Origin of the sequence: Afifella sp. IM 167 (assembly GCF_020144925.1) — a bacterium.
GTDB lineage: Bacteria > Pseudomonadota > Alphaproteobacteria > Rhizobiales > Afifellaceae > Afifella.
Genome location: NZ_NSLC01000001.1, coordinates 104071 through 128282, shown reverse-complemented (window position 1 = coordinate 128282; position 24212 = coordinate 104071). Strand labels below are relative to the sequence as shown.

The 24212-nt window shown below is 67.2% G+C and carries 26 protein-coding genes; 9 read left to right on the top strand and 17 right to left on the bottom strand.

Going from position 1 to position 24212, the window contains the following annotated elements; translation table 11 throughout:
* Positions 1-133: 133 nt before the first annotated feature.
* From CLD20_RS00625 to CLD20_RS00610, 4 genes are all read right to left on the bottom strand, one after another.
* A complete protein-coding gene (locus tag CLD20_RS00625) occupies positions 134-526 on the bottom strand; it encodes a response regulator (RefSeq protein ID WP_224404653.1) in 393 nt (130 codons plus the stop codon).
* Entirely contained in the window at positions 523-2265 is a 1743-nt protein-coding gene (locus CLD20_RS00620) for an ATP-binding protein (RefSeq protein WP_224404652.1), read from the bottom strand. Before CLD20_RS00620 ends, CLD20_RS00625 begins: the two co-directional genes overlap by 4 nt.
* Positions 2266-2689: 424 nt before the next feature.
* Complete coding sequence (locus CLD20_RS00615) at positions 2690-3193, bottom strand: EF-hand domain-containing protein (protein ID WP_224404651.1); 504 nt, start codon at positions 3191-3193, stop codon at positions 2690-2692.
* 179 nt (positions 3194-3372) lie between these two features.
* Complete coding sequence (locus CLD20_RS00610; protein WP_224404650.1) at positions 3373-3912, bottom strand: cytochrome b; 540 nt, start codon at positions 3910-3912, stop codon at positions 3373-3375.
* A gap of 172 nt (positions 3913-4084) precedes the next feature.
* Here CLD20_RS00610 and CLD20_RS00605 point away from each other — a divergent pair, with 172 nt between their 5' ends.
* Positions 4085-4447, top strand: a complete 363-nt coding sequence (locus CLD20_RS00605; protein ID WP_224404649.1) for a PH domain-containing protein — start codon at positions 4085-4087, stop codon at positions 4445-4447.
* A 78-nt stretch (positions 4448-4525) separates the two neighbouring features.
* Positions 4526-5272: a cyclopropane-fatty-acyl-phospholipid synthase family protein gene (locus CLD20_RS00600; protein WP_224404648.1), complete on the top strand. Its 747-nt coding sequence runs from the start codon at positions 4526-4528 to the stop codon at positions 5270-5272.
* Here the strand turns inward: CLD20_RS00600 and CLD20_RS00595 are convergent.
* From CLD20_RS00595 to CLD20_RS00585, 3 genes are all read right to left on the bottom strand, one after another.
* A complete protein-coding gene (locus tag CLD20_RS00595) occupies positions 5269-5586 on the bottom strand; it encodes a hypothetical protein (RefSeq protein ID WP_224404647.1) in 318 nt (105 codons plus the stop codon). The two genes, CLD20_RS00600 and CLD20_RS00595, sit on opposite strands and share 4 nt — an antisense overlap.
* A gap of 132 nt (positions 5587-5718) precedes the next feature.
* Positions 5719-5856 carry a hypothetical protein gene (locus tag CLD20_RS00590; RefSeq protein ID WP_224404646.1) on the bottom strand — a complete coding sequence of 46 codons (138 nt, stop codon included), beginning with the start codon at positions 5854-5856 and terminating at the stop codon, positions 5719-5721.
* A gap of 75 nt (positions 5857-5931) precedes the next feature.
* Positions 5932-6309, bottom strand: coding sequence for a hypothetical protein (locus tag CLD20_RS00585; RefSeq protein WP_224404645.1), 378 nt, complete (start codon positions 6307-6309; stop codon positions 5932-5934).
* Between the two features lie 179 nt (positions 6310-6488).
* Between CLD20_RS00585 and CLD20_RS00580 the strand changes: the two genes are divergently transcribed.
* Positions 6489-6977 (top strand): class I SAM-dependent methyltransferase, encoded by a 489-nt coding sequence (locus CLD20_RS00580; RefSeq protein WP_224404644.1) that lies wholly within the window; start codon positions 6489-6491, stop codon positions 6975-6977.
* An 81-nt stretch (positions 6978-7058) separates the two neighbouring features.
* On the opposite strand, the gene CLD20_RS00575 is transcribed toward CLD20_RS00580, so the two are convergent.
* From CLD20_RS00575 to CLD20_RS00565, 3 genes are all read right to left on the bottom strand, one after another.
* On the bottom strand, positions 7059-7547 hold the full coding sequence (locus CLD20_RS00575; protein WP_224404643.1) for a ferritin-like domain-containing protein: 489 nt from the start codon (positions 7545-7547) through the stop codon (positions 7059-7061).
* 133 nt (positions 7548-7680) lie between these two features.
* The gene (locus CLD20_RS00570) at positions 7681-9471 is read right to left on the bottom strand and encodes a radical SAM protein (RefSeq protein ID WP_224404642.1); all 1791 of its coding nucleotides are present in this window, start codon (positions 9469-9471) and stop codon (positions 7681-7683) included.
* A 149-nt stretch (positions 9472-9620) separates the two neighbouring features.
* Positions 9621-10085 (bottom strand): GFA family protein, encoded by a 465-nt coding sequence (locus tag CLD20_RS00565; protein WP_224404641.1) that lies wholly within the window; start codon positions 10083-10085, stop codon positions 9621-9623.
* Between the two features lie 75 nt (positions 10086-10160).
* Here CLD20_RS00565 and CLD20_RS00560 point away from each other — a divergent pair, with 75 nt between their 5' ends.
* Positions 10161-10895, top strand: a complete 735-nt coding sequence (locus CLD20_RS00560; protein ID WP_224404640.1) for a sulfite exporter TauE/SafE family protein — start codon at positions 10161-10163, stop codon at positions 10893-10895.
* 49 nt (positions 10896-10944) lie between these two features.
* Here CLD20_RS00560 and CLD20_RS00555 read toward each other — a convergent pair whose 3' ends face one another.
* On the bottom strand, positions 10945-11799 hold the full coding sequence (locus CLD20_RS00555; RefSeq protein ID WP_224404639.1) for a universal stress protein: 855 nt from the start codon (positions 11797-11799) through the stop codon (positions 10945-10947).
* A 29-nt stretch (positions 11800-11828) separates the two neighbouring features.
* Positions 11829-13313, bottom strand: coding sequence for a SulP family inorganic anion transporter (locus CLD20_RS00550; RefSeq protein WP_224404638.1), 1485 nt, complete (start codon positions 13311-13313; stop codon positions 11829-11831).
* A gap of 288 nt (positions 13314-13601) precedes the next feature.
* Between CLD20_RS00550 and CLD20_RS00545 the strand changes: the two genes are divergently transcribed.
* From CLD20_RS00545 to der, 5 genes are all read left to right on the top strand, one after another.
* A complete protein-coding gene (locus CLD20_RS00545) occupies positions 13602-14177 on the top strand; it encodes an NnrU family protein (RefSeq protein ID WP_224404637.1) in 576 nt (191 codons plus the stop codon).
* A gap of 65 nt (positions 14178-14242) precedes the next feature.
* On the top strand, positions 14243-15064 hold the full coding sequence (panB, locus tag CLD20_RS00540; protein ID WP_224404636.1) for a 3-methyl-2-oxobutanoate hydroxymethyltransferase: 822 nt from the start codon (positions 14243-14245) through the stop codon (positions 15062-15064).
* Positions 15065-15191: 127 nt separating this feature from the next.
* On the top strand, positions 15192-15968 hold the full coding sequence (locus CLD20_RS00535) for a tetratricopeptide repeat protein (RefSeq protein ID WP_224404635.1): 777 nt from the start codon (positions 15192-15194) through the stop codon (positions 15966-15968).
* 37 nt (positions 15969-16005) lie between these two features.
* On the top strand, positions 16006-17325 hold the full coding sequence (locus tag CLD20_RS00530) for a PQQ-like beta-propeller repeat protein (RefSeq protein WP_224404634.1): 1320 nt from the start codon (positions 16006-16008) through the stop codon (positions 17323-17325).
* 10 nt (positions 17326-17335) lie between these two features.
* Complete coding sequence (gene der, locus CLD20_RS00525) at positions 17336-18781, top strand: ribosome biogenesis GTPase Der (protein ID WP_224404633.1); 1446 nt, start codon at positions 17336-17338, stop codon at positions 18779-18781.
* 21 nt (positions 18782-18802) lie between these two features.
* On the opposite strand, the gene CLD20_RS00520 is transcribed toward der, so the two are convergent.
* From CLD20_RS00520 to alr, 5 genes are all read right to left on the bottom strand, one after another.
* Entirely contained in the window at positions 18803-19552 is a 750-nt protein-coding gene (locus tag CLD20_RS00520; protein WP_224404632.1) for an SDR family NAD(P)-dependent oxidoreductase, read from the bottom strand.
* Entirely contained in the window at positions 19549-21033 is a 1485-nt protein-coding gene (gene purF, locus CLD20_RS00515) for an amidophosphoribosyltransferase (RefSeq protein ID WP_224404631.1), read from the bottom strand. The genes CLD20_RS00520 and purF overlap by 4 nt, the downstream gene beginning before the upstream one ends.
* Positions 21034-21035: 2 nt before the next feature.
* Positions 21036-21647 carry a CvpA family protein gene (locus CLD20_RS00510; protein ID WP_224404630.1) on the bottom strand — a complete coding sequence of 204 codons (612 nt, stop codon included), beginning with the start codon at positions 21645-21647 and terminating at the stop codon, positions 21036-21038.
* 61 nt (positions 21648-21708) lie between these two features.
* On the bottom strand, positions 21709-23100 hold the full coding sequence (gene radA / locus CLD20_RS00505; RefSeq protein ID WP_224404629.1) for a DNA repair protein RadA: 1392 nt from the start codon (positions 23098-23100) through the stop codon (positions 21709-21711).
* Entirely contained in the window at positions 23100-24209 is a 1110-nt protein-coding gene (gene alr / locus CLD20_RS00500) for an alanine racemase (protein WP_224404628.1), read from the bottom strand. Before alr ends, radA begins: the two co-directional genes overlap by 1 nt.
* Positions 24210-24212: the final 3 nt, after the last annotated feature.

Here is a 24212-nt window from a genome sequence, read left to right as displayed (position 1 = left end):
CGTGCGCAAAGCTTGGGCACCGGCATAACCAGCTAGGGCGCCTTTTGCAAAAAGGGAGCCTCCGTCTGCGCCTGTGGGACAGGCGTTGGGTGGCGATCGGGCCGCCCGCCCAACATCTGCCTGCGTCCCGGTTTCAGGCCGGCTGCGCCGCCACGCGTTCGGCATAGCGCTCGAGATCGGCGAGGATGTCGAACGGGTCGGCGGGCTTGAAATAAAGGAGGTCGGCGCCAAGGTTGTCGCCCACCGCCGGGTCGGCCGCATGGCCCGTGATCAGGGCGCAGACGCCGGGCCGAAGGGCAGGGGGAAGGGTGCGCGCGAAGGCGATGAGTTCGGTGCCGTCTTCTTCCTTCAGTCTGAGATCGGTGAGAAGACAGAGCGGCGCGAAGCCGCGCGACAGGATCGCCCGCACATCCTTGGCCGTGCCGCAGACGCTGACGCGCCAGCCGTGCGACTGGAAGAACTCCCCGATCTCGTTGGCAAGCTCGAGCTCGTCGTCGCAGATCACGATGGAGCGATCCCGATTCAAGCCGCCTCCTCGACGGACATGCGCGCCATCGCCACGGGAAGTCGGACGGTAAAGCGGGCGCCCGAGCCGACATTCTGGGCAATGATGTCGCCGTTCATGTCGCGCACGATGTTGCGCGAGACGGAAAGCCCAAGACCTGTTCCCTTGCCGGCCGGCTTGGTGGTGGCGAAAGGCTCGAAGAGCCGGTTCATCACGGCGGGATTTATTCCCCCCGCATTGTCCTCGACCTGTATCGCCACGTTGTTCCCTTCAAGCACGGTCCGCACAGTCACGATCGGGTCGCCGAGGTTACTCTGACGACTCTCGCAAGCGTCACGAGCATTGACCAGAAGATTGACGATAACTTGTTCAAACATCGTTTGTTCCCCTACGACATTCAGGTCGAGGGGTAGGTCGACGTCGATATCGAGGCGCAGGCCGGCGGCCCGGTACTGCTCGGCGACGAAGCTGATGGCGAGGCCGATCGCCTCCTTCAGCACGAAGGGTTCCTGGATGGAGGAGCCCATCCTGCCGTAACGGCGGACCTGATCGGTGATCCGCTTGACGCGCTCCACCTGATCGGAAATGCGCGTCAGCTTGGCGTTCAGCGCTTCTCCCACCTCGCCGTTCTCGTATAGGCGCTTGGCGTTGGTGACCGCCATGCGGATGACGGCGAGCGGCTGGTTCGCCTCGTGGGCGATCGCCGTCGCCATCTCGCCGAGCGTGGCGAGCTTGGCGGCCTGCATCACCTGCAGCTCCGCGTCGCGGATCTTGGTGACGTCGGCAAGGGCGAGAAGGCGCTGGGTGCGGCCTTCCCAGGTCACGTCGTAGAAGGAGCCGCGCAGCGAGCTGATGAGGCCGTCCGGGCGAGAGAAGGCGAGATTGACCGCCACCGCGCTCTGGCCCGGAACCTCCTTGCCGCTGTCGAGGGCGGCCGAGATGAGGCGCTGCCATGCCGGATGGTGAGGGGAGGGGTCGATGAGCTCGGCCGCATGCTTGTTGACGAAGCTCACCCTCTGCACGACCGGATCGAAGATGACGATCACGCTCGGCATCGATTCAATGGCGGCTCGGAAGTTGGATTCGACGACGGCCTGGGCACGTCTGGCGGCCAGCACGTCGTCGAGGCGGTCGCGATCGCGCTGCGCCTGCAGGCGCAGGAGCGCGATGAGGCCGCTGCCGCTCAAAAACATCAGAAGGAGCGGCATCATGGTGACGCCGCCCGCGAGCTCGCGCTCGCGCGCATAAACCGCCTCGTTGTAGACGACGGAGCGCTCGAGGATCTTCTGCAGGGTTTCCCCCAGCGGCGCGAGCTCGGCGCGCCAGGAGGAAAGCATCCTCTTGGCGGCGAAATCGGGGGGCAAAGGCTGTTCGAGGCGAGCCAGAAAGCCCGATATGGTCGCCTCGTAGGGCCTTAATTCGCCGACATAGGCCTCTATGCCGGGCAGGGCCTTGCCGTCCTGCGAGCCGTAGAGCGCGCCGATGCGCGAATAAAGGAGCTCCAGGCGCAGGCTGAGCCGGTCGACGATGTCCTCCGGAAGACTTTCGCGGCCTAGGTCGAGCGTCGCGCTTGTCTTCACGTATTCCAGCTGCGCCTGATAGGCGACCCAGCCGGAGGTGCGGATGCTGGTGGCCAGCAGCTGGCGCTGGCGGTCCTGTGCGACATAGAGCATGCCCGTCGCGACGAAGAGCCCGACCGTGGTGAGGATGAGCGCCGCGGTGAAGATCCGGCGCGACAGGCGTGCCCGTCTCGGGGTCATGGAGCGGAATGCCCTCCGCCTGCGGCGCGAGCGCGACCGGACGGCCGGGCGCGCGGCTTCGTCGATTCCTTGCAGATCGGCTGCGGTGGTCTCATGGCTCATCTCCGCGCCCGCCGGATCGTCAGGGCGCGGACAGGCCTTGCCAGCGACGTTTCGAGGCGCGTGGCTGACGCGGGCTCGGCATGCCGGGCGTTGGCGCTCCGGGCGAGATCCGTTTTCGGGCAGGCGACTGTTGAAAAAAGCCGCACGTCTCTTCCACCGGCTTCCAAGAAGACGGTTAATCGATTTAATACGTCATATTTAACAATCGGTTAATCGCTAGACTTCGTGTAAAGTCAAGGTTCTTCGGCGGTTGGGAAAAGAAACGGGGCCCCGCCGGATGGCGGGACCCCACAAGAGCGCTGAAATCTGGCAGGCCGCGTGCCTATTGCGCGTGGCTGGCCCAGAATTCCTGAACGGTCACCTTGCCGTCCTTGTTGAAATCGGCCGCGGTGAAGCGCGCGGCACCGGAGGTCTTGAATTCCTCCATCGTGACGACGCCGTCGCCGTTCATGTCGGCATCGGCCCAGCGGGCGCCCTTGCGGCTCGCCGCCCGCATGCCCTTGCCGCCACCCGGCCCGAAGCTGACGGACATGAATTCCGTCTTGGTCAGCTTGCCGTCGCCATCGCCATCCATGGCCGAGAAGGCCATCTCCTGCCAGCCGGCGGCCTCGTCAGGCGAAAGGACGCCGTCGCCGTTGGTGTCCATCTGCTGGAGGCGCTGATAGGCACCGGGTCCGGCGCCCATGCCGCCTCCCATTCCCGCGCCCATGCCGCGCCCCTGGCCCTGCTGGGCGGTGGCGCCGACAGCGCCGATTGCGAGCGCCAGAGCCGCGATCGCGGCCGTGGCGGCAAGTCTTGTCCTACGTCGTGCGAGACAGGTCTTCATGTCGATCTCCATCTCTTCAGGTCACCCCAATGGTGAATCCTATCATTTTCTGTCCGACCCGAAATTGACGCCGATCAACGGCGTCGCTTTGTTCGATGTGTCCCGCTCTTTTTAATTGTTATTACAGTCATGATTACTTGTGCAGTCCGGGCCGCCGGCGGCGGCCCGCAATTGGCGGATCAGCGCCCCGGCTGCAGCATGCGCAGCGATTTGGGCTGGGTGATCCAGAGCTTCAGCGCGCCGAGCACGTGCAGCACGAAGAGGATCATGATCGCCTTGGCGGCCAGGCCGTGAACCCCCTCGGCGAATTCATGCAGTCCCTCGCTCTCGCCGATCGGGCCGGGAATGGTGAAGGCGCCGAAGACCGGGATTTCGTGGCCGCCCGACCAGACCATCAGCGGACCGCTGACGACGAGCAGGGTGAGGGCCAGGAGCAGGCCCCATTGCACGATGGCCGCGACGGCCTTGAGGGCGGGTGCCTCGTCGGGCCGCTCGGGCCGCGTCGTCGTCAGCCGCCAGACGATGCGGCCGATCAGGACGACGAAGAGGGTGACCGCGACGCCCATGTGGAGCTGCAGGGCAGCTGCCTTTTCCGGGCCGCGGGGAAGATCTTCCAGCTGGTTTCCGAGGAGCCAGATGGCAATGATGGCGGCAGCCGCCAGCCAGTGGATCGCCACCGAGAAGGGGCTGTATCCGCGGCTTGTGTCTGAGATTTGCATGGACGCATCTCCGAAATGGAATGTGACGTCCGTCTTATGCTCGCGGCCCGCGGCTTCGCCCAATGAAGGTTTGGTAATGCAGCCATGCTGCGGCATAAGGCGCTAGCGAGGGAACGGCGGCGAACTCCGCCCGTTCTGCCGAGAGTCACGCCCTACTTCCGGAGACCTGCCCATGGCCGCTGCGCCACTTTACCACGCCCATCCCTCGATGTTCCGCTCCAGCCCGCTGCTCTTTCTGGTCTGTGTGGTGACGATCCCGGTCGGGGTGGGGCTGATCGCGCTCGTCCTGTGGTGGATCAAGGCGCGCACCGAGGAACTGACGATCACCGAGGACGAGGTGCACTACCGCGTCGGGCTCTTCTCCAAGGAGACGCGCGAGATGAAGCGGACCGCCATCCGCTCGGTGAATGTCGACCAGTCCTTCTTCGACCGCATCTTCGGCGCGGCGAAGGTGACGATCTATTCGGCCGGCGACGAGCCGGAGATCATGGTGAGCGGCATGCCCGACCCGGCCCGCCTGCGCGAGCTTCTGTAGGAAGCGCTGGCAGGGGGCGCGGGGGAAGTTCTATTGGCGCGTCACCCGCGTATTCACCGAGGAAAGGGCGCATCCGCCTTGGATATCCCCCGCATCTTCAGCATCAGCGAAAGCGCCCACCGGATCCATAATCCGTTCGCGCCCGAAAAGCTCGCCACTCTCGGCACCGCGCTCCGCCTGAAACCGGACACGCTTGTCCTCGACCTCGGCAGCGGTTCGGGGGAGATGCTCTGCACCTGGGCGCGCGATCACGCGGTCCGCGGCACGGGCATCGACAAGAGCCCGTTGTTCACGCGGCAGGCCAGAGAGCGCGCAGAAGCGCTCGGGGTCTCCGACCGGGTCGCCTTCATCCATGGCGATGCTGCCGGGCATGTGGCGGACGAGAAGGTCGACGTCGCGGCCTGTATCGGCGCCACGTGGATCGGCGGGGGCGTTCCCGGCACCGTCGCGCTTCTTTCAAAAAGCCTCCGCCGCGGAGGCATCATCCTCATCGGCGAGCCGTACTGGCTGCAGATGCCGCCGACGGAAGAGGTCGCCAAGGGATGCGATGCCGGCGCGCGTTCCGACTTCTGCCTGCTTCCGGAGCTCCTCGCCACTTTCCGCACCCTTGGCTACGACGTCGTGGAAATGGTGCTGGCGAACAAGGACGACTGGGACAGGTACGAGGCGGCCAAGTGGCTGACGATGCGCCTGTGGCTCGACGAGAACCCTGAGGACGAGCTCGCGCAGGACGTCCGGGCGCGCCTTGCCTCCGAGCCCGCACGCTACGCCACCTATACGCGCGAATATCTGGGCTGGGGCGTCTTCGCCCTGATGGCGCGTTAAGCAGCAGGCGCCGCCGGCCGATGGCCGATGACGGTCGCTCCGCCGAGTATGCGGTAAAGCGAGCCTGCAACGCCTCTTCCCGCGTCCGTCCGACTGGCATGCCCTTGGGGGCTGGCTGCGGGCCTTGAAGGGCGGCTCAGAGCGAGGCGGCGACGCGCGGCATGGGCACGCTCCGGCGCGGGACGCAGTCGCGACAGCGACAGCCAGAGCCTTTTCTCGCGCGGGATCACCGGCGGGACGGTGAGCGCCTGCGCGCGCTCGGCGATGCGGCGGGCGTTCTCGGCCTGGGCGGCCAGCGAAAGGATCGGGGACATGGTGTTTCTCCTGGTTTGGCTACCAGGTGAGTGGCCCGTGCCTCGAAAAAGGTTCACGCCGGCTCGAGGCATACGCCCCGGCCGGGGAGGAGGGGCGGTCCCCGGTCTTGGACCGGGTGGCCTGTCTGGCGTCTACTTGCGCGGTGCGGCCGTGGCGGGGCCTGCCGGGCCCGCCCGCTGGACGACCGGGGGCACGGAAAGCGCATGGTCGCGCTCTGCAAGGGAACGAAGGTGGCTCGCCTCTTCGGCGATGGGGGGAACGGAGGGCATCGGTCTGTCTCCCAGCTCTACTCTCCGTGATTACGCTGCAGCCGCGAAAAAGTTCATTTGCACCGCACAATCGGTTCAATATCCCGTCTCGCCGCGCATGCCCGGCGACATCGGGTCGTCGTCGCCGGCGCCGCTCGCCTGGTCGAGCCAGGCGCGGACATGCTCGGCCGTGTAGGCCGGGCCGGCGAGTTCGCCCTTGTCGATATGGTGGGTGACGTCATCGTAGAGGAGCTCGTGCGTCGTGCCGGAGAAGGCGGCCGCATCGGCGCCGTCGGTGGTGCCGATCTGGTAGTTCGGGTCGAGGCCGTGACCGGAGCGGGCAAGGCGGAGCTCAAGCGTATCGGCGGCCGCGCCCAGCACCTTCGCGGCATAGGGGAAATTGCGCAAGATGCCGGTCAGCCAGGCTTCGGGATGATGGATGTCGCCGACCTCGGCGATGTGAAAGGCGGTCATGGTTCTCGTCCTGAAAATCTTCGGGTGTCCGTGCTGGCCAATGGGCGAGGGGCTTGCGGAGTTCCGCGGCCCGGCGGTGCTTTTCGGCCCCATCCGCCTTGGCCTTTGCCGCCGGCCGTGCCAACACGGTTGCCTTGCCGCGAAAGAGCCTGGGCCGCGAAAGAACATGGAAAGAGCGCATGAGCCGTCTTGAATCCGCCATCAACCGCCTCACCGCCCAGAAGGCGCTTCTGGAGCACGTGGCGGGGCTGATCGGCGAGGCGTCCGGCACGGTGTTCGAGCTTGGCCTCGGCAACGGGCGCACCTTCGACCATCTGCGCCAGATCTTTCCCACACGCGAGATCTTCGCCTTCGACCGGGCGATCCGGGCCCATGCCGGCTGCATCCCCGATGCCGAGCACATGATCGTCGGCGACATGCGCGACACGCTCCGGCTCTGCCATCCGCGCATCCCGGCTCCGCCGGTACTGGTGCATGTCGATATGGGAGCGGGCGATGCGACCGCCGACCTTGCGACGCGCGAATGGATCTCGCCGCTCGTTGCCGGCTGGACGGCCGTGGGCGGCTACGTCGTCACCGACCGGCCGCTGGAGCTGCCGGGCTACGCGGAAGTTGCGCGTCCGGCCGGGGTGCCCGCCTCGCCGCACCTGATCTACCGGCGCGGCTGACAGGCACGAAAAAGCCCCGGCGGCGGGCCGGGGCTTTCTCTCGCCCCGGTCGGGGTGAGCCGACCGGGAGAAGGCGAAGGTCTACGCCGCCTTCTTGTTGAGCTTGTTCTCGCCGAGATTGGTGAGCTTGGCGTTGGCCGCCTTCTCTTCCTCCAGGATGGCGCGCAGATGCGTGCCGGCCTCGTCGAGGCCGAGCAGCTCGCCCCAGGCGAGGAGCGTGCCGTAGCGGGCGATCTCGTAATGCTCGACGGCCTGGGCGGCGGCGATCATGCCGGCGTCGCGGGTGTCGGCATCCTTGATCTCGCCGATCAGCTCTTCGGTCTCCTCGATGATGCCCTCGATGGCCGGGCATTCCTCGCCCTCGGCCTTCTCGCCGAGGATCTTGAAGACCTCCTTCAGGTGGGTGATCTGGCCCTTGGTCTCGTCCAGATGGGCCTCGAACAGCTTCTTCAGCTCCGCGCTCTTGGCCTTGCTGGCCATCTTCGGCAGCGCCTTCTGGATCTGGTTCTCGGCGAAGTAGATGTCCTTCAGGGTGTGAAGGTAGAGATCCTTGAGGTTTTCAATCGACATGCGTGTCTCCGGTGTTGCGTCTGGCTTGTGACGCAAAACCGGAAGCGGGCCGCCGGCGTTCCGGTATGGCGGGGAGAATTACCTTAGCCAGCATCGCGATGCCGGCGCTGCATGGCTTGCCCGGCAGCCCCGCTCAGGCGGCGTTGGCCGGGGCGCGTTGGGCCTTTTCGACGATCTCGCGGTTGCGCTTGTTCTGCGCCACCCAGGCCTCGCCGCCCCTGGTGCCCTGGATCATCTCCAGATCGTCGAGCGAGTCGCCGAAATCGGGCTCGATCGCCCGGTCGGTGTAGCTGCGCCGGCCGGGATTGCGCTTCACCTCGCGGTAGATGAGGTAGAAGGAGAGGATGTTCGCCGCATATTGCAGCTGCTTCCACGCCGTCTCCGCGGCAAAGCGCGGATAGAAGACGAAGGGGCTCTCGACCGGCAGCGAGGAGCGGCGGTCGAGCCGGTACTTCTTGCGGAAGAAGCCGCCCTCCAGCGGATGCACGCCCTCGATCTTCACCGTCAGGTAGAACCAGGCGATGAGGAAGAGCTTGTTGCCGGGCCGGCCGCGTCTGTGGGCGGCGGCGCGGCGCAGGATCGTCTTCAGGTGGTCGCGCGAATAATAGCTCTTCCAGGCCTCCTGGTAGACCTCGTCCCATTCCTTGTCGCTCATCTTCGCATGATGCGTGACGCGGTGGTCGAGGTCGTACTTGTTGAGGTCGGGATCCATCCATTCGCCGCGAGCGAGCATGTTCTTGTGGTCTTCGGAGCCCGGCAGGGGCGTCAGGTTGAAGAACTCCAGAAGCTCCAGCGGCAGTTCGCGCTTGATGATCTCGATATCGCGCAGGATCGATTCCTTGGTGTCGCCCGGAAAGCCGAGGATGTAGCCGGCATAGGTGGTGGCGCCGTGGTCGCGCCATTTCTGCAGCATCAGCCGGTACTCGGTGATCTTGTTCTGCCGCTTCTTGGCGGCCATCAGATTGTCCGGGTTGATGTTCTCCAGGCCGATGAAGACGCGCGTGGCGCCGGCCCGCGTCGCCTTCTCGATGAAGTTCTCGATCTTGTGGCAGAGCGTGTCGACCTGGATGGCGAACTTGATGTCGAGGCCTTCGCCCTCGCGCAGCGCGATCAGCCGGTCGAAGAAGGATTCCCAGTGGCGGTTGCGGGCGAAATTGTCGTCGGTGATGAAGAAGCGGTCGATGCCCTGGGCGACGTTCTCGCGGATGATCGTCTCAAGGTCGTCGGCGGTGCGGAAGCGGCTCTTCCTGCCCTGCACGTTGATGATGGTGCAGAAGGAGCACTGGAAGGGGCAGCCGCGGCCGAGATCGAAAGAGGTATGGTGCCCGGCCGTGTGCACCAGATGCTTGCGCGGCAGGATCGGCGAGGGCGCGTTGCCGATATCCGGCAGGTCGTCCATGTAGTTGTAGAGCGGCTTCAGCTCGTCGTTCCAGGCGTCCTTCAGGACGATGTCGAGCCGGTTCTCCTCCGCCTCGCCGGCGAAGATGGAGATCCCGAGATCCATCGCTTCCTGGAGCTCCGGCGGCAGCTCGGCAAGCATCGACAGGCAGCCGGAAACGTGGAAACCGCCGATGCAGACGGGGATGCCGGCTGCGCGGAACTTTCTGGCGATGTCGACGGCGCGGGGAAACTGGTTCGACTGCACGCCGACGAGACCGATCAGGGCCTTGCCGCCGGCCGCTTTCAATTCGCGGATGATTTTGTCGGGAAAGACCCGCCGGTTGGTCTCGTCATAGGTGGAAAGGCGGATATCGACGCCGGTGCCGAGAATCTCGCGGCGCCTTGCATCCTCGGCAAGGCCGTTGAGGCAGGCGAGCGTGTTGGAGGGGATGGCCGAGCGCACCCACTGGATCGGGTAGCCGTCGTCATCGTAATGCGTCGGCTTGATCATGACGAAATGAAAAACGTTATCGTTCGCCGGCATGATGTTCATGTTCCCCGATTGTCGGCGGAGGCTTTCTTCTAAAGCAAATCCGGCCCTGTTGAAAGGCGAGGGCAGCAACGAAGCCGCCAGTTCTTTCAAAGGCATGCGCCCGATCTATCCGGGGAGGAGGAGAGGAGGCGAGGTTGCCGTCAGCCGGGCGCGCCGTAGCGGGCGGCAAATTCCTCCATCAGCGGGCCGAACGCGCTCATTTCGGGAAATTTCTCGAAGCTGTGCACGGCCCCCGTTTTCGCCCAGGCAAAGGCCTCGCTCACATAGGTCTCGATGAAGGGCTCGAACCAGCCGGTCTCGTCGAACATCGTCGGGCGCACATTGACGATGAAGTCGATTCCCTCCGGCCTGGTGAAGAGCCAGCTCATGCAATGTGGGCAGCAGAAGTGCTGACTGGCCCCGTGCAGGCCGCCGATGACAGGTTCGCCGTCGACGATCCGGAAGACCTCGCTTGGAATTGCGGCGCTGAGGGAGTAGGCGCTGGAGGACATCTTCTGGCAGCCCCGGCAATGGCAGGCCGCCGTCATCAGGGGCGGCGCGCTGATCTGGAACCGGATTTTTCCGCACCTGCAGCTGCCTTCCGCCGGCAGAACGAGATCGCGCATGCCTTCCTCCCTGTTTCCTGGTCGCTGTTCGGTATCGAACGGGCTTCAGAGGGTAGATTTGATTGTGGCGGCCTCATGCTGACGATGGGCGGGCTTCTCGTCGTGCTCGCCGGCGGCTTTGCCGGCGGCTTCGTCACCGGCCTCGCCGGCTTCGGCACGGGGCTGGTCGCGCTCGGCTTCTGGCTGCATGTGATCGAGCCGGCGCCGGCCGCAACGCTCGTCGCCATCTGCTCGGTGGCGGCGCAGGCGCAGACCCTGCCGACGATCTGGCACGCCGTCGACCGGCGGCGCGTCTGGCCGATGCTCGCCGCCGGGCTTCTCGGCGTGCCGCTCGGCACCCTGCTCCTGACGCGCGTCGACATCGATATTTTCCGCACCTGCATCGGCGTCTTTCTCATCGCCTTTTCGGCCTGGATGCTCTTCGGGCGGGTCAACATGCAGCTGCGATGGGGCGGCCGGCCCGCCGACGCCGTGGCGGGCTTTGCCGGCGGCATCATGGGCGGCCTTGCTGGCCTTTCCGCGCCGATCCCGACGGTCTGGGCGACGCTGCGCGGCTGGGGAAGGGACGAGCGTCGCAGCGTCTTCCAGACCTTCAACCTGACGATCCTGGCGGCCGTCGTCGCCTGGCACTTCCTCTCCGGCCTGTCGTCCGACGGGCTCGGCGTGTTGGTGCTCACGGCGCTTCCCGGCACCTTCGCGGGCGCCTTCCTCGGCGCGAGGACCTATCGCCGGCTCTCCGACCGGCGCTTCCACGCGCTGGTGCTGGTGCTTCTGGCGGTTTCGGGCGTCACGCTGGTGGTCACCAGCTGAAGGCAGGGCAGAGCATTTCGGGTCCGCGCAGATCCGCCGGCCGCCCGGCTCATCGCATCAGGACGACCGGGCATCGGCAGGTGCGGATCATCTCGGTGGTGGTGGAGCCGATCACCATCGTGCGGATGCGCGAATGGCCGTAGGCGCCCATCACCAGAAGATCGATCTCGCCGCTCTCGACCATCTCGCCGAGCGCCTCCTCGGGCGCGCCCTTGAGCACGCGCGCTTCGGCCGCGTGGCCGCCGGAATTGAGCGTGGCGCGCGCGTTCTCGAGGGCGCGGGTGAGCTCGGCATTCTCCGATCCGGCGGTCGCGACAATGACCTCGAGCCCGGTAAAGAGCGGATCGCGCGCCACGTATTCGACCGCCTTCATCGCCGAGACGCCGCCGTCATAGGCGATCAGCAGGCGCTTGATCGGCTTGAAGGCGCGGTTCGCCACGAAGATCGGCTTGTGGCTGGCGCGCACGATCCGCTCGAAGTTCGAGCCCAGATGCGGCTTGTCGAGACCTGCGGCCTCGCCGCGCTTGCCGATCAGGATCATCTCGGCCGGGCCTTCCTTGGCCTCGACCGTGGCGACGATGTCGTCGTGGCGCAGCCGGGTGATGACGTCGGCCACGCCTTCGGCCTCGATCAGCGCCTTGGCGTCCTCCAGGATGGCACGGCCATGGGCCTGGGCGAGCTTGGCGTGGTGCTCGTCGAGGGCGCTCAGCTTTTTCAGAAGGTTCGTGCGCGCCCCCAGCCGGATCGAGCCGGAAAGGTCCCGCTGGCCCGGGGCGCGGCGCGGATCGAGCACGTGGTAGAGCTTGACCTGCGCCCCCGTGCGCCGGGCGATCCAGGCGGCGTGGCGGCAGACGCTTTCGGAATAGGCCGATCCATCGACCAGCGCCATCAGGATTGCGGGCATTTTCTGTTCCCCCTCAGTGGTCCATCCCCCTAGTGGTCCATCAAGGTGTCGATGGCGCCTGGCTTGTCGTGCACGGCGAGGCGGTCGACGATGGTCTCGGAGGCCGCGTTCATGCCCTTGATCTCCACCGTCGCGCCCTCGCGGCGGAACCTGAGCACGGCCATGTCGAGCGCCGCAACGGACGAGACGTCCCAGATATGGGCGCGGCTGACATCGATGGTGACGTGCTCCAGCGCCTCCTTGAAGTCGAACGCCTTCATGAAATCCTCGGTCGAGGCGAAGAAGAGCTGGCCGGCGACGACGTAGGTCCGCTGGCGGCCGTCGGGCGAGATTTCCGAGCTCACATGGAAGAGCTGGGCGATCTTGGCCGAGAAGAAGATGCCGGAGAGCAGGACGCCCACCAGCACCCCGATGGCGAGGTTGTGCGTGTAGACGACGAAGAACACCGTCGCCAGCATCACGATCGAGGAGGAGCGCGGATGCTCGCGCAGGTTCCGGATGGAGGACCAGGAGAAGGTACCGATCGACACCATGATCATGATCGCCACCAGGGCGGGCATCGGGATCTGCGCCACCAGGTCTCCCAGCGCCACGATCATGAACAGGAGGAACATGCCCGCCGCGAAAGTCGACAGCCGCCCGCGTCCGCCCGATTTCACGTTGATCATCGATTGGCCGATCATGGCGCAGCCCGCCATGCCGCCGATGAAGCCGGTCGCGGTATTGGCAAGGCCCTGTCCGATGCATTCCTGGTTGCGGTTCGAGGGGGTGTCGGTCAGGTCGTCGACAATGGTCTGGGTCATCAGGCTTTCCAGGAGCCCGACCGCCGCCACCGCCGCCGAATAGGGCAGGATGATCTGCAGCGTCTCAAAATTGAGGGGGATGTCCGGGATCAGGAAGACGGGCAGCGAGTCGGGCAGTTCCCCCATGTCGCCGACGGTGCGCACGTCGAGCCCCAGCGCGATCGCCGCCGAGGTCAGCACGACGATGGTCACCAGCGGCGAGGGGATGGCGGTGGTCAGGAGCGGGAACAGGTAGATGATCGCAAGCCCTGCGGCGACCATCGCATAGGTCACCCAGGTCACGCCGATCAGTTCGGGGACCTGCGCCATGAAGATCAGGATCGCCAGCGCGTTGACGAAGCCGGTGATGACCGAGCGCGAGACGAAGCGCATCAGGTATCCGAGCCTGGCGAGGCCGGCGGCGATCTGGATCAGCCCGGCCAGCACGGTCGCGGCCAGCAGATACTCAAGCCCGTGCTCCTTCACCAGCGTCACCATCAGCACGGCCGTGGCCGCCGTCGCCGCCGAGATCATGCCCGGCCGCCCGCCGGTGATGGCCACGATTACCGCGATCGAGAAGGAGGCGTAGAGGCCGACCTTCGGGTCGACGCCGGCGATGATGGAAAAGGCGATGGCCTCGGGGATCAGCGCAAGCGCCACCACCAGCCCGGCGAGGATGTCGCCGCGCAGGTTTCCGGTCCACTGGTCGCGATAGGCGTAAAGGGCTTTCATGGTCAGTCCGATGGTGAGACGTCGCTGCACCTGTCGGCGCGCGCCTTCCGGATGTGCGATATTGCGGAGAATGGCCGCCCGAAGGGGGCATCCAGGCATGGCCGGACGCATCCCGAAGCGGGCAGGTCGCCCTAAGGGGCACAGATTTTCGGCGGAGGCAAACGGGCCTTTCGGTGGAGGCGGGCCGCAAGGCGCCGATGGGGAGACATCGCGTCCCTTGTGAGGGGGGCGGTTTCGAGCTAGCGAATTGCCGGCGGCGGGCCGCCGCCCCGCAGGAGGCTTCCGGCAATGTTCGTCCTCATTCTCGGCCTCATCCTTTTCCTCGGCGCGCATTCGGTACGCATCTGGGGCGAGGATTTTCGCGAGCGCCTGATCGCCGAGCGCGGCGAAGGGGTGTGGAAGGGCATCTACTCGCTTGCCTCCATCCTCGGCTTCCTGCTCATCGTCTGGGGCTACGGCATGGCGCGCCAGGCGCCGGTCGTCATCTGGGATCCGCCGGTCTGGACGCGCCATGTCGGCATTCTCCTCAACGCCGCGGCCTTCGCGCTCGTGGCGCTCAACGGATCGCGCGGCCCGGTCCGGGCCGCCGTCGGCCATCCGATGGTGCTCGGCGTCAAGGTGTGGGCCTTCGCCCATCTTCTGGCCAACGGCACCCTCGCCGACATCTTCCTGTTCGGCTCGTTCCTCGTCTGGGCGATCGCCGACTATGCCGCCGCGCGCCGGCGCGACAGGCGCGCCGGCGTCGTGCGCATGGCCGGGCCGTGGCGGCCGGAGCTCATCCGCATGGGCATCGGGCTTGCGCTCTGGCTTGCCTTCCTGCTCTTCCTGCACAAATGGCTGATCGGCGTCTCGCCGCTCGGCTAAGGTTCGGTGCCCGTTCGCCGGCATTTCGCCGGCCGGTAAGAGAGCGAAAGCTCCTGGGAGGAATTTTGTCCGTTCAAAACAAGCTTCGCCGGCTGACGGCGGTCGATATCGCCAAGCGCAAGGGCGGCGAGAAGGTCGTCTCGCTCACCGCCTACCATGCGCATACGGCCGGCATCGTCGATCAGTACGTCGACTTTATCCTCGTCGGCGATTCGCTCGGCAACGTCATGCACGGGCTGGAGACGACCGTGCCGGTGACGCTGGAGATGATGATCCTGCAGGGGCTTGCCGTGATGCGCGGCTCCAGCCGGGCCCTCGTCGTCGTCGATATGCCCTTCGGCTCCTACGAGGAGAGCCCGCAGCAGGCCTTCCACAACGCCGCGCGCATTCTCAAGGAGACCGGCGCCGGGGCGGTGAAGCTCGAAGGCGGCAAGCACATGGCCGAGACCGTCGCCTTCATGACGCGGCGCGGCGTGCCGGTGATGGGCCATGTCGGGCTGACGCCGCAATCGGTGAACACGATGGGCGGCTTCCGGGTGCAGGGGCGGTCGGAGGAGGGGCAGAAGGCGCTGGAGGAGGACGCCATGGCGATCTCCGAGGCGGGCGCCTTCGCCATCGTCATGGAAGGCATCGTGGAACCGGTGGCGCGGCGCATCACCGAGGCGGTGCCGGCGGTGACCATCGGCATCGGCGCCTCGCCGGCCTGCGACGGTCAGGTGCTCGTCCTTGAAGACATGCTCGGCCTCAACGAATGGGTGCCGAAATTCGTCCGGAAGTTCGGCTCGCTGCGCGCCCATATCGAGGAGGCGGTCGCCGCCTATGCCGAGGCGGTGCGCGAGGAGAGCTTTCCGGGGCCGGAGCATGTCTACGGAGAAAAGCCGAAATAGGCGGCAAGACCGCGCCGAGCCACGCATTGCGCGGGAAGGGCAAACTGGATAGGTTCCGCCCGCCCTGGCAAGCCCAGTCCAAACCCGCCGCGCCCCGAGGCCGCGGGAAAAAGAATCCTAAGAGGCGATGACCCAAGACGACCGCACGTCCGATCCCTTCATCCGCGAGGTGGACGAAGAGCTGCGCCGCGAGCAGCTGAAGAGCCTGTGGGACCGCTTCGGGCTCCTCATCATCGCCGTATGCGTCCTGGTTGTCGTGATCACCGGCGGCTATCGCGGCTATGTCTGGTGGCAGGCCAAGCAGGCGAGCGAGACCGGCGACCGCTATCTCACCGCGCTGGAGAGCATCGAGAAGGGCAATGTCGAGGAAGGCCGCGCCACGCTCGACAAGCTCGCCAGCGAGGGGGGCGGCTACGGCATGCTCGCCCGTCTTCGCGAGGCCGAGCTCGCCGCTTCCGGCGAGGACCGTTCGGCGGCTCTGAAAGCTTTCGACGACATCGCCAGCGACGGCTCCGTGCCCTCCGTGATGCGCGATCTCGCCCATGTGCGCGGCGCTTTGATCGCGCTCGATGCGGGCGACCTCGACGGGGCGGAGAGCCGGGTGGAGGGCCTCGACGAGGCCGGCAATCCCTGGCGCTATTCGGCCCGCGAGATTCTCGGCCTGGTCGCCTATCAGCGCGGCGATCTGGAAGCGGCCCGCGAGCGCTTCATCTCCATCGGCGAGGACGCGCAGGCTCCTCAGGGGTTGCGCTCGCGCGCCGGGCTGATGATCGCCGTGATCGACGGCCAGGCGGAAACGCCGGCAGCGGGCGAGGCGGGCACGGCAAGCGACAGCGGTACGGCCGGCGCGGGCGAGCCGAATTCGGCCGGCGAAGCCGCATCCGACACAGAAATGACGCAATAAGGCCCTTTGGAGCCGGCAAGGACAGCGGGCGGAGCTCATGACAAGGCAGACGAAAATCTGGGTGCGGCTGGCGAGCCTTGCGGCACTGGCGGCGCTCGTATCGGGCTGCAGCTCGCTCGGCGCCATCAACCCGTTCGGCTCCAGGGAAGAGATCCTCCCCGGCGAACGGCACGAGGTTCTCGTCGTCGACGAGGCGAATCGCGCCGAGGGTTCGGTGGCGATCGGCGCGGCGACGAGCAGCGACTGGCCGCAGCCGGGCGGCAACGCCGCCAATGCGCCGGGCAACGTGGCTCTCGCCGGCAACGCTTCGGCGACGGCCTTCCGGGCTCGCGTCTTCGGCTCCGGCAAGCGCAATGCGCGCTCCTCCGCGCCGCCCATCATCTCCGGCGGGCGCATCTACGCCTATGACGCCGACGGCACGGTGACGGCGCTCTCCACCGGCGGCGGCAAGGCATGGGCCGTGGCGCTGAAGCCGGAGGGAGAGAAGAGCCGCTCCCCGGGCGGCGGCGTCACCTCGGCGGACAACGTCGTCCTCGTCGCCACCGGCTATGGCGAGCTCGTCGCTCTCAATCCGAGCAATGGCGGGCGCGTATGGACCTACGACCTCAAGGCGCCGGCGCGCTCTGCGCCGACGGCAGCCGGGGGCAAGGTCTATGTGGTGACGCAGACGAACGTGCTGCACGCGGTCAACGTCGCCGACGGCACGGAGGCCTGGACCTATCCGGGCATTCCGGAGAATGCGGGCGTGCTTTCCGGCGCGAGCCCGGCCGTCGTCGGCAACACGGTCATCGTGCCCTATTCCTCCGGCGAGGTGATCGCCTTCAACGCCGCCAAGGGCGAACTGGAATGGGCCGACGCGGTGATCCGCGCGACGCGCACGCTTGCCGTCTCCGGCCTGACGGACGTTGCCGCAAGCCCCGTCGTCTATGACGGCGTCGTCTATGCGACCGGCGTCTCCGGGCGCACCATCGCGATTTCCCTGCGAAACGGACAGCGCCTGTGGGAGCAGAATATCGGTTCGGCCGCGACGCCCGCCGTTTCCGGCAATGCCATCTTCCTCGTCGACCTAAAGGACAACTTGGTCGCGCTCGACCGGCGCACGGGCAGGCCCTTCTGGCAGACCTCCCTGCCGGTGGTGCGCAAGAAGCGCTTCTTCTCCACCTGGGCGGGGCCGGTCCTGGCCGGCGGTCAGCTCTGGGCGGTTTCCAACGACAAGAAGCTGATCAGCGTCGATGCCGCGAGCGGCCAGATCACCGGCGAGCGGGCGATCCCCGACCGCGGCCTGCAGAGCCCGATCGCGGCAGGCGGGCGGCTTTACATCGTCACCGCCGACGGGTCCCTGACGGCGCTGCAGTAGGCGCCGCGCCATGGCGCTGACGCTCGCCCTCATCGGCCGGCCGAATGTCGGCAAATCGACCCTGTTCAACCGGCTCGCCGGCCAGAAGATCGCGCTGGTCGACGACCGGCCGGGGGTGACGCGCGACCGGCGCGAGGCGCCGGCCAAGCTCGGCGACCTAGAGGTCACGCTGATCGATACGGCGGGCCTGGAAGACGCCACCGACGACAGCCTGCAGGGGCGCATGCGCGCCCAGACCGAGCGGGCGCTCGCCGAAGCGGATATTTCCCTCTTCATGATGGATGCGCGCGTCGGCGTGACGCCGGACGACGAGCATTTCGCCCGCCTCATCCGCGCCGGCGGCCGCCCCGTCGTGCTCGTCGCCAACAAGGCGGAGGGACGCGCGGCCGATGCGGGGCTTCTGGAAGCCTATTCGCTTGGCTTCGGCGAGGCCGTGCCGATCTCCGCCGAGCATGGGCTCGGAATTCCCGACCTCTACGAGGCGATCGCGGAAGCCCTCGGCCCGGAGCGCATGGCGCTCGAGGCGAGGCCGGAGGAGGAGGAACTGGACGAGGATGGCGAGCCATCCGAGGACGAAGGGCCGGCAAAGCCGATCCGGGTCACCATCGTCGGTCAGCCGAATGCCGGCAAGTCGACCCTCGTCAACCGCCTCATCGGCGAGGAGCGGATGCTCACGGGCCCGGAAGCAGGCATCACGCGCGATGCGATCGCCGTCGACTGGGAGTGGAAGGGCCGGCCCTTCCGTCTGGTCGATACCGCCGGCCTCAGGCGCCGCGCCAAGGTGATCGACAAGCTGGAGAAGCTGTCGGTGGGCGATGCTCTCAGGGCCATCCGCTTTTCGGAGGTCGTCATCATCGTCATCGATGCGACGATGCCCTTCGAGAAGCAGGACCTGCAGATCGCCGATCTCGTCGCCAAGGAGGGCAGGGCGCTCGTCCTTGCCCTCAACAAATGGGATCAGGTTACCGATGCGGATGCCGTGCGGCGCGAGCTGGAGGCGGACCTCAACAACACCCTGGCGCAGGTGCGCGGCGTGCCGCTCATCCCCATCTCGGCGCTGACGGGCTCCGGCCTCGACCGGCTCATGGGCGCGCTCAGCAAGGTCTACGACATCTGGAACAAGCGCGTGCCGACCGCCTCGCTCAACCGCTGGCTGGACCATCTGGTGGCGCACCATCCGCCTCCCGCCGTCTCCGGCCGGCGGCTGAAGGTGAAGTACCTCACCCAGTCGAAGACCCGCCCGCCGACGTTCTTCCTTTCCTGCTCGCGCCCCGAGGCGCTGCCGGAATCCTACAAGCGCTACGTGGTCAACGGACTGCGGGAAGATTTCGGCCTGGCTGGCGTGCCGATCCGGCTGATGACGCGCGCCTCCAAGAACCCCTATGCGGAAAGTCGCGGCAGGGGACCGAGCGGCGGGCGCAAGGGCGGTCGTTCAGGCCGGGGCGGGAGAGGCTAGCCTCTCCGCCGCGGCGGACGCTCAGGCCGGGGCGCGATAGGCGAGCCAGGCCTTTTCGGGAAAGTCGAAAAGCTGGTCGGTCCGCTGGAAAGCGGGCGAGGCCATTTCCACCAGATAGGGCGCGAGCTCGGAAGGATGCGGCAGGGTCTGCGGATCCTCGCCCGGCATGGCGCGGGCGCGCATCGCCGTGCGCATCGGCCCCGGATTGACGATCGACACGTTGATCGGGGAATTCTCGTTCTCGTGCGCATAGGTGCGCGCGATCGCCTCCAGCGCGGCCTTGGAGACCGCATAGGGGCCCCAGAACGGCTTGGTGGTGTGGGCGACGCCCGAGGAGATGAAGATCGCCCGGCCGGCGTCGGAGCGCTTCAGCACCGGGTCCAGCGTGCGCAGCAGGCGCCAGTTGGCGGTGACATTGATCGCCATCACCTGCTCCCAGTCCTTCGCCTTGACGTGGCCGAGCGGCGAGAGCGTGCCCAGCGTGCCGGCATTGGCCAGGAAGATGTCGAGCTTGCCCCAGCGGTCGTTGATCGCCGCGCCGAGGCGGTCGATGCCTTCCCCGTCTGTGAGGTCGAGCGGCACCAGCGTCGTGGCGCCGCCCTTGGCGCGGATCTCGTCGTCGAGCTCTTCCAGTGCGCCCTGGGTGCGGCCGAGGGCGACGATATGGGCGCCCGCCTCGGCGAGTGCCTTGGCGGCGAAATAGCCGATGCCGCGGGTGGCCCCGGTGACGACGGCGATGCGGCCTTCGAGGGGCCGTGTTTCGGCGTTCATCCCGCCTCCGCAAGCAGGCTGAGCTGGCGCACGTCGCCCCTCTGCTCCTGGTCGGTGAGGCGGGTCGGATATTCGCCGGTGAAGCAGGCGTCGCAATATTGCGGCGAGAGTGCGTTGCGGCCCTCCTCGCCGACGGCCCGGTAGAGCCCGTCGATCGTCAGGAAGGCAAGGCTGTCGACGCGGATGAAGGAGGCCATCTCCTCCACGCTCATGCGCGAGGCGAGAAGCTTGGCCTTTTCCGGCGTATCGACGCCGTAGAAGCATGGGTTCGTCGTCGGCGGGCTGGCGATGCGCATATGCACCTCGGCGGCGCCGGCGTCGCGCACCATTTCCACGATCTTCAGCGAGGTGGTGCCGCGCACGATGGAATCGTCGACGAGGACGACGCGCTTGCCCTTCAGGATCGCCGAATTGGCGTTGTGCTTCAGCTTCACGCCCATATGGCGGATGGAATCGGTCGGCTCGATGAAGGTGCGCCCAACATAATGGTTGCGAATGATGCCGAGCTCGAAGGGAATGCCGCTCTCCTCGGCGAAGCCGATGGCGCCCGGATTGCCGCTGTCGGGCACCGGCACGATGAGATCGGCGTCGGCGGGGGCCTCGCGGGCGAGCTCGCGGCCGATCTTCTTGCGCGATTCGTAGATGGAGGAGCCGCCCACGACCGAATCCGGCCGGGCGAAATAGACGTGTTCGAAAATGCAGAAGCGCGACTTGCCGGCCTGGAAGGGCTTCATGGAATCGATGCCGTGCTCGGTGACGATCACCATCTCGCCCGGCTCGATCTCGCGCACGAGGCGCGCGCCGATGATGTCGAGGGCGCAGGTCTCGGAGGTCAGCACATAGGCGCCGTCGAGGTCGCCGAGGACGAGCGGGCGCACGCCGAGCGGATCGCGGCAGCCGATCATCTTCTTTTCCGACAGCGCCACGAGGGAATAGGCGCCCTCGATCTGCGACAGCGCGTCGATCAGGCGGTCGACCAGCGGCGCCTTCTGGCTGGTGGCGATCAGGTGGATGATCGATTCGGTATCGGAGGTGGACTGGAAGATCGAACCGCGTTTTTGCAGTTCGTGCTGCAGCGCGCGGGCATTGGTGATGTTGCCGTTATGGGCGACCGCGAAGCCGCCGCCGGCGAACTCGGCGAACAACGGCTGGACGTTGCGCAGCACCGGCGCGCCGGTGGTGGAATAGCGGTTGTGGCCGATGGCGGTGTCGCCGGCGAGCCGGCTGATGACCGAGGGCTTGGTGAAGTTGTCGCCGACAAGGCCGATATGGCGCTCCACATGGAACTGCCGCTTGTCGTAGGAGATGATGCCCGCGGCCTCCTGGCCGCGATGCTGCAGGGCGTGCAGCCCGAGGGCGGTCAGGGCCGCCGCCTCGGAATGACCGAAGATGCCAAAGACGCCGCATTCCTCGTGGAAGCGGTCGTCATCGCAGTTCCCGGCGGGGCCTGCGTCGAAGGGATGCGTGTAGAGATTGACCATCGTCACTGCGAGAGCTGGCGGTTGAGGGCGTTCTGGTCGTCGGCGTCGTAGCTGCCGGCGGAGCCGTCGGGCTGTTCCGGCTGCGCCTGCCGGTCGGCGTCCTGCTGGCGGAAGCGCTCGATGATTTCCGCTTCCGGGTCCTCCGGCAGGGTGTTCATCAGATCCTCTCCCATGGCGTCGAGCCAGGGCTTGGATCGCGCGTCGCTGATCCAGCCGGGCTGGTGGTCCGGCGAGATGAAGAAGTTGAGGAACAGGACGGCGATGACGACGAGGAGAAGGCCGCGCGCGGCTCCGAAGATGAAGCCGAAGGTGCGGTCGAGCGGCCCGGCCTTGGAATCGAGGATGAAATCGGAGATGCGCATCGTTACCAGCGAGACGACGATGAGCGTGAGGAAGAAGATGCCGGCGACGGTGATCGCCATCGCCACCGTCCGGTCGTCGACGTAGTTCTGCGTGAAGGGCAGGACATCCTGCCAGAACAGATAGGTCACGACCGCGGCGACGACCCAGGAGGCGATGGAAAACACCTCGCGGGTGAAACCGCGGATCATCGCCAGCATCGCCGAGACGAACATGACGAGAATGAGAACGCCGTCGAGAAGCGTTATCGGCATGAAGGATGGCCTCCTGAAGCGTGGCGCCCGGCGTGGCACGCGCTTATTTCGCTAGCCCCGCTCATTCGCGCGCGCGACCCTGGCCGCCGCCAGCCTCGGCCCGCGCGGCGAAGGCGGCCACCATATCGACCAAGCTCGCGATCTTGTCCAGAGCCAGTCCCGTCTTTGCCTCGTCGCTGCCCGCCTCGGGCAGAAAGGCCCGTCGAAAGCCGAGTTTGCCGGCTTCCTTGAGCCGCGCGGCGGATTGCGGCACGGCGCGCATGGTGCCGGAGAGGCTCACCTCGCCGAAATAGATACTCTCCGGCAGGCTCGCAACCCCGAGCCGGGAGGAGATCAGCGCCGCTGCCACGGCCAGATCCGCCGCCGGCTCGGCCAGCTTCAGCCCGCCGGCGACGTTGAGGTAGACGTCGAACGGGCCGAAAGCGAGGCCGCAGCGTGCCTCCAATACGGCAAGCAGCATGGCGAGACGGCTTGGATCCCAGCCGACGACCGCCCGGCGGGGCGTCGCCAGGCCGGAATTGGAGACGAGCGCCTGCACCTCGACCAGAAGCGGGCGCGTGCCCTCCATGCCGGCGAAGATCGCCGTGCCGGGGCTGTGCGTGTCGCGCTCGCCGATGAAGAGATCGGAAGGGTTGGCGACCTCCTTGAGGCCGTCGCCGGTCATCTCGAAGACGCCGATCTCCGAGGCCGGACCGAAGCGGTTCTTCACGGCCCTGAGGAGGCGGAAGCGGTGGCCCGAATCGCCCTCGAAATAAAGCACGGCGTCGACCATGTGCTCGACGACGCGCGGACCGGCGATCTGGCCGTCCTTGGTGACATGGCCGACGAGGATGACGACGGCGCCGGAGGATTTGGCGAAGCGGATGAGGTTCTGCGCGGCAAGGCGCACCTGGGTCACCGTGCCGGGGGCGCTCTCGGCGAGGTCGGTCCACATCGTCTGCACCGAATCGATGATGACGGCGTCGACCCTCGGCCCGGCCTTCAGCGTGGCGAGGATGTCCTCCACATGCGTCTCGGCGGCGAGTTCCACCGGCGCGCCGATGATGCCCAGGCGTTCGGCGCGAAGCCGCACCTGGTCGATCGCCTCCTCGCCGGAGACGTAGATGACCCGCTTTCCCGCGAAGGCGAGGGCGGCGGCGGACTGAAGAAGCAGCGTCGACTTGCCGATGCCCGGATCGCCGCCGACGAGGAGCGCGGAGGCCGGCACGAAGCCGCCGCCGGTCACCCGGTCGAGCTCGGCGATGCCGCTCTGCATCCGCGGCGGGCTCTCCGCCTCGCCGGAAAGCGGGCGGAGCGGCACGACGACGCCGCGCCCTGCCGCCGTGGAGGCGGGCAGGGCCGGGCCTTCCTCCTGCAGCGTGTTCCATTCCCCGCAGGAGTCGCAGCGCCCCTGCCAGCGCGAGGAGACGGCGCCGCAGCTGACGCAGACGAACTGGCTCTTCGGCTTGGCCATCAGTCGCCCGCCCGCACGTAGCGGCGGTGGGCACGGCGGGAGAGACCGGTCAGCAGCTCGTAGGCGATGGTGCCGGCATGGCGGGCGACGGCGTCGATGTCGACGTTGTGGCCGAAGAGCTCGGCCCAGCGCCCCGGCGCGGCGAGCCCGTCGGGGATGTCGGTCACGTCGGCCGCGATGAGGTCCATGGAGACGCGGCCGAGGAGGGGCGCCAGATGCCCATCTATGCACACGAGCGCGCCGGAGGCGGCGTCGGAAGAGCCGGCGGCGCGCAGGTAGCCGTCGGCATAGCCGACCGACAGAATGGCGATGCGGCTGGTGCGCTTCAGCGTCTCGCAGGCGCCGTAGCCGACCGTCTCGCCGATATGGCCGCCGCGGACCTGGAGGATGCGCGCCTCGGCGGTGACGACCGGGTCGGAGACCGCCTGGGGATGGGAGGCGCCGCCGTAAAGGGCGATGCCTGGCCGGACGAGATCGTGGCGGAAATCGGCGCCCATATGAATGCCCGCCGAATTGGCGAGCGAGGCGCGCGGAAGCTTCAGCAGTGCCTTGGCGACGGCGAAACGGCGAAGCTGCTCTGCGTTGATGGGATGCTCCGGCTCGTCGGCGCAGGCGAGATGGCTGATCAAGAGGTTGACGCCCTTGCCGGGGCCGCCGGAGCGGGCAAGGCTCTCCACCTCGCCCTCGGAAAAGCCGAGCCGGTTCATGCCGGTATCGACATGCAGGGCGGCCTCCTCGCGGCCCTGCCAGGCCGTCCATTGCTCCAGCTCGCCCGGATGGCCGAGCACCGGGAAGAGCCGGTTCTCGCCGTAGAGGGGGGCAGCCTGGGGGAAGAAGCCGTTCAGCACGTAGATCGGGGCGTCGGGGGCGGCGCTGCGCTTCAGCGCCCGGCGCAGCGCGGCGCCTTCCTCCGGCAGGGCGACGAAGAAGGTGCGCGCGCCGGCGGCGGCGAGCGCCGGTCCGGCCGCGGCGATGCCGGTTCCGTAGGCGTCGGCCTTGACCACGGCGGCGCATTCGGCCGGGCGCACGAGCCCGGCCAGCCGGCGCCAGTTTCCGGCCAGCGCGGCCAGGTCGATGGTGAGGCGCAGGCCGGCGGCTTCTTCGCTCACTTT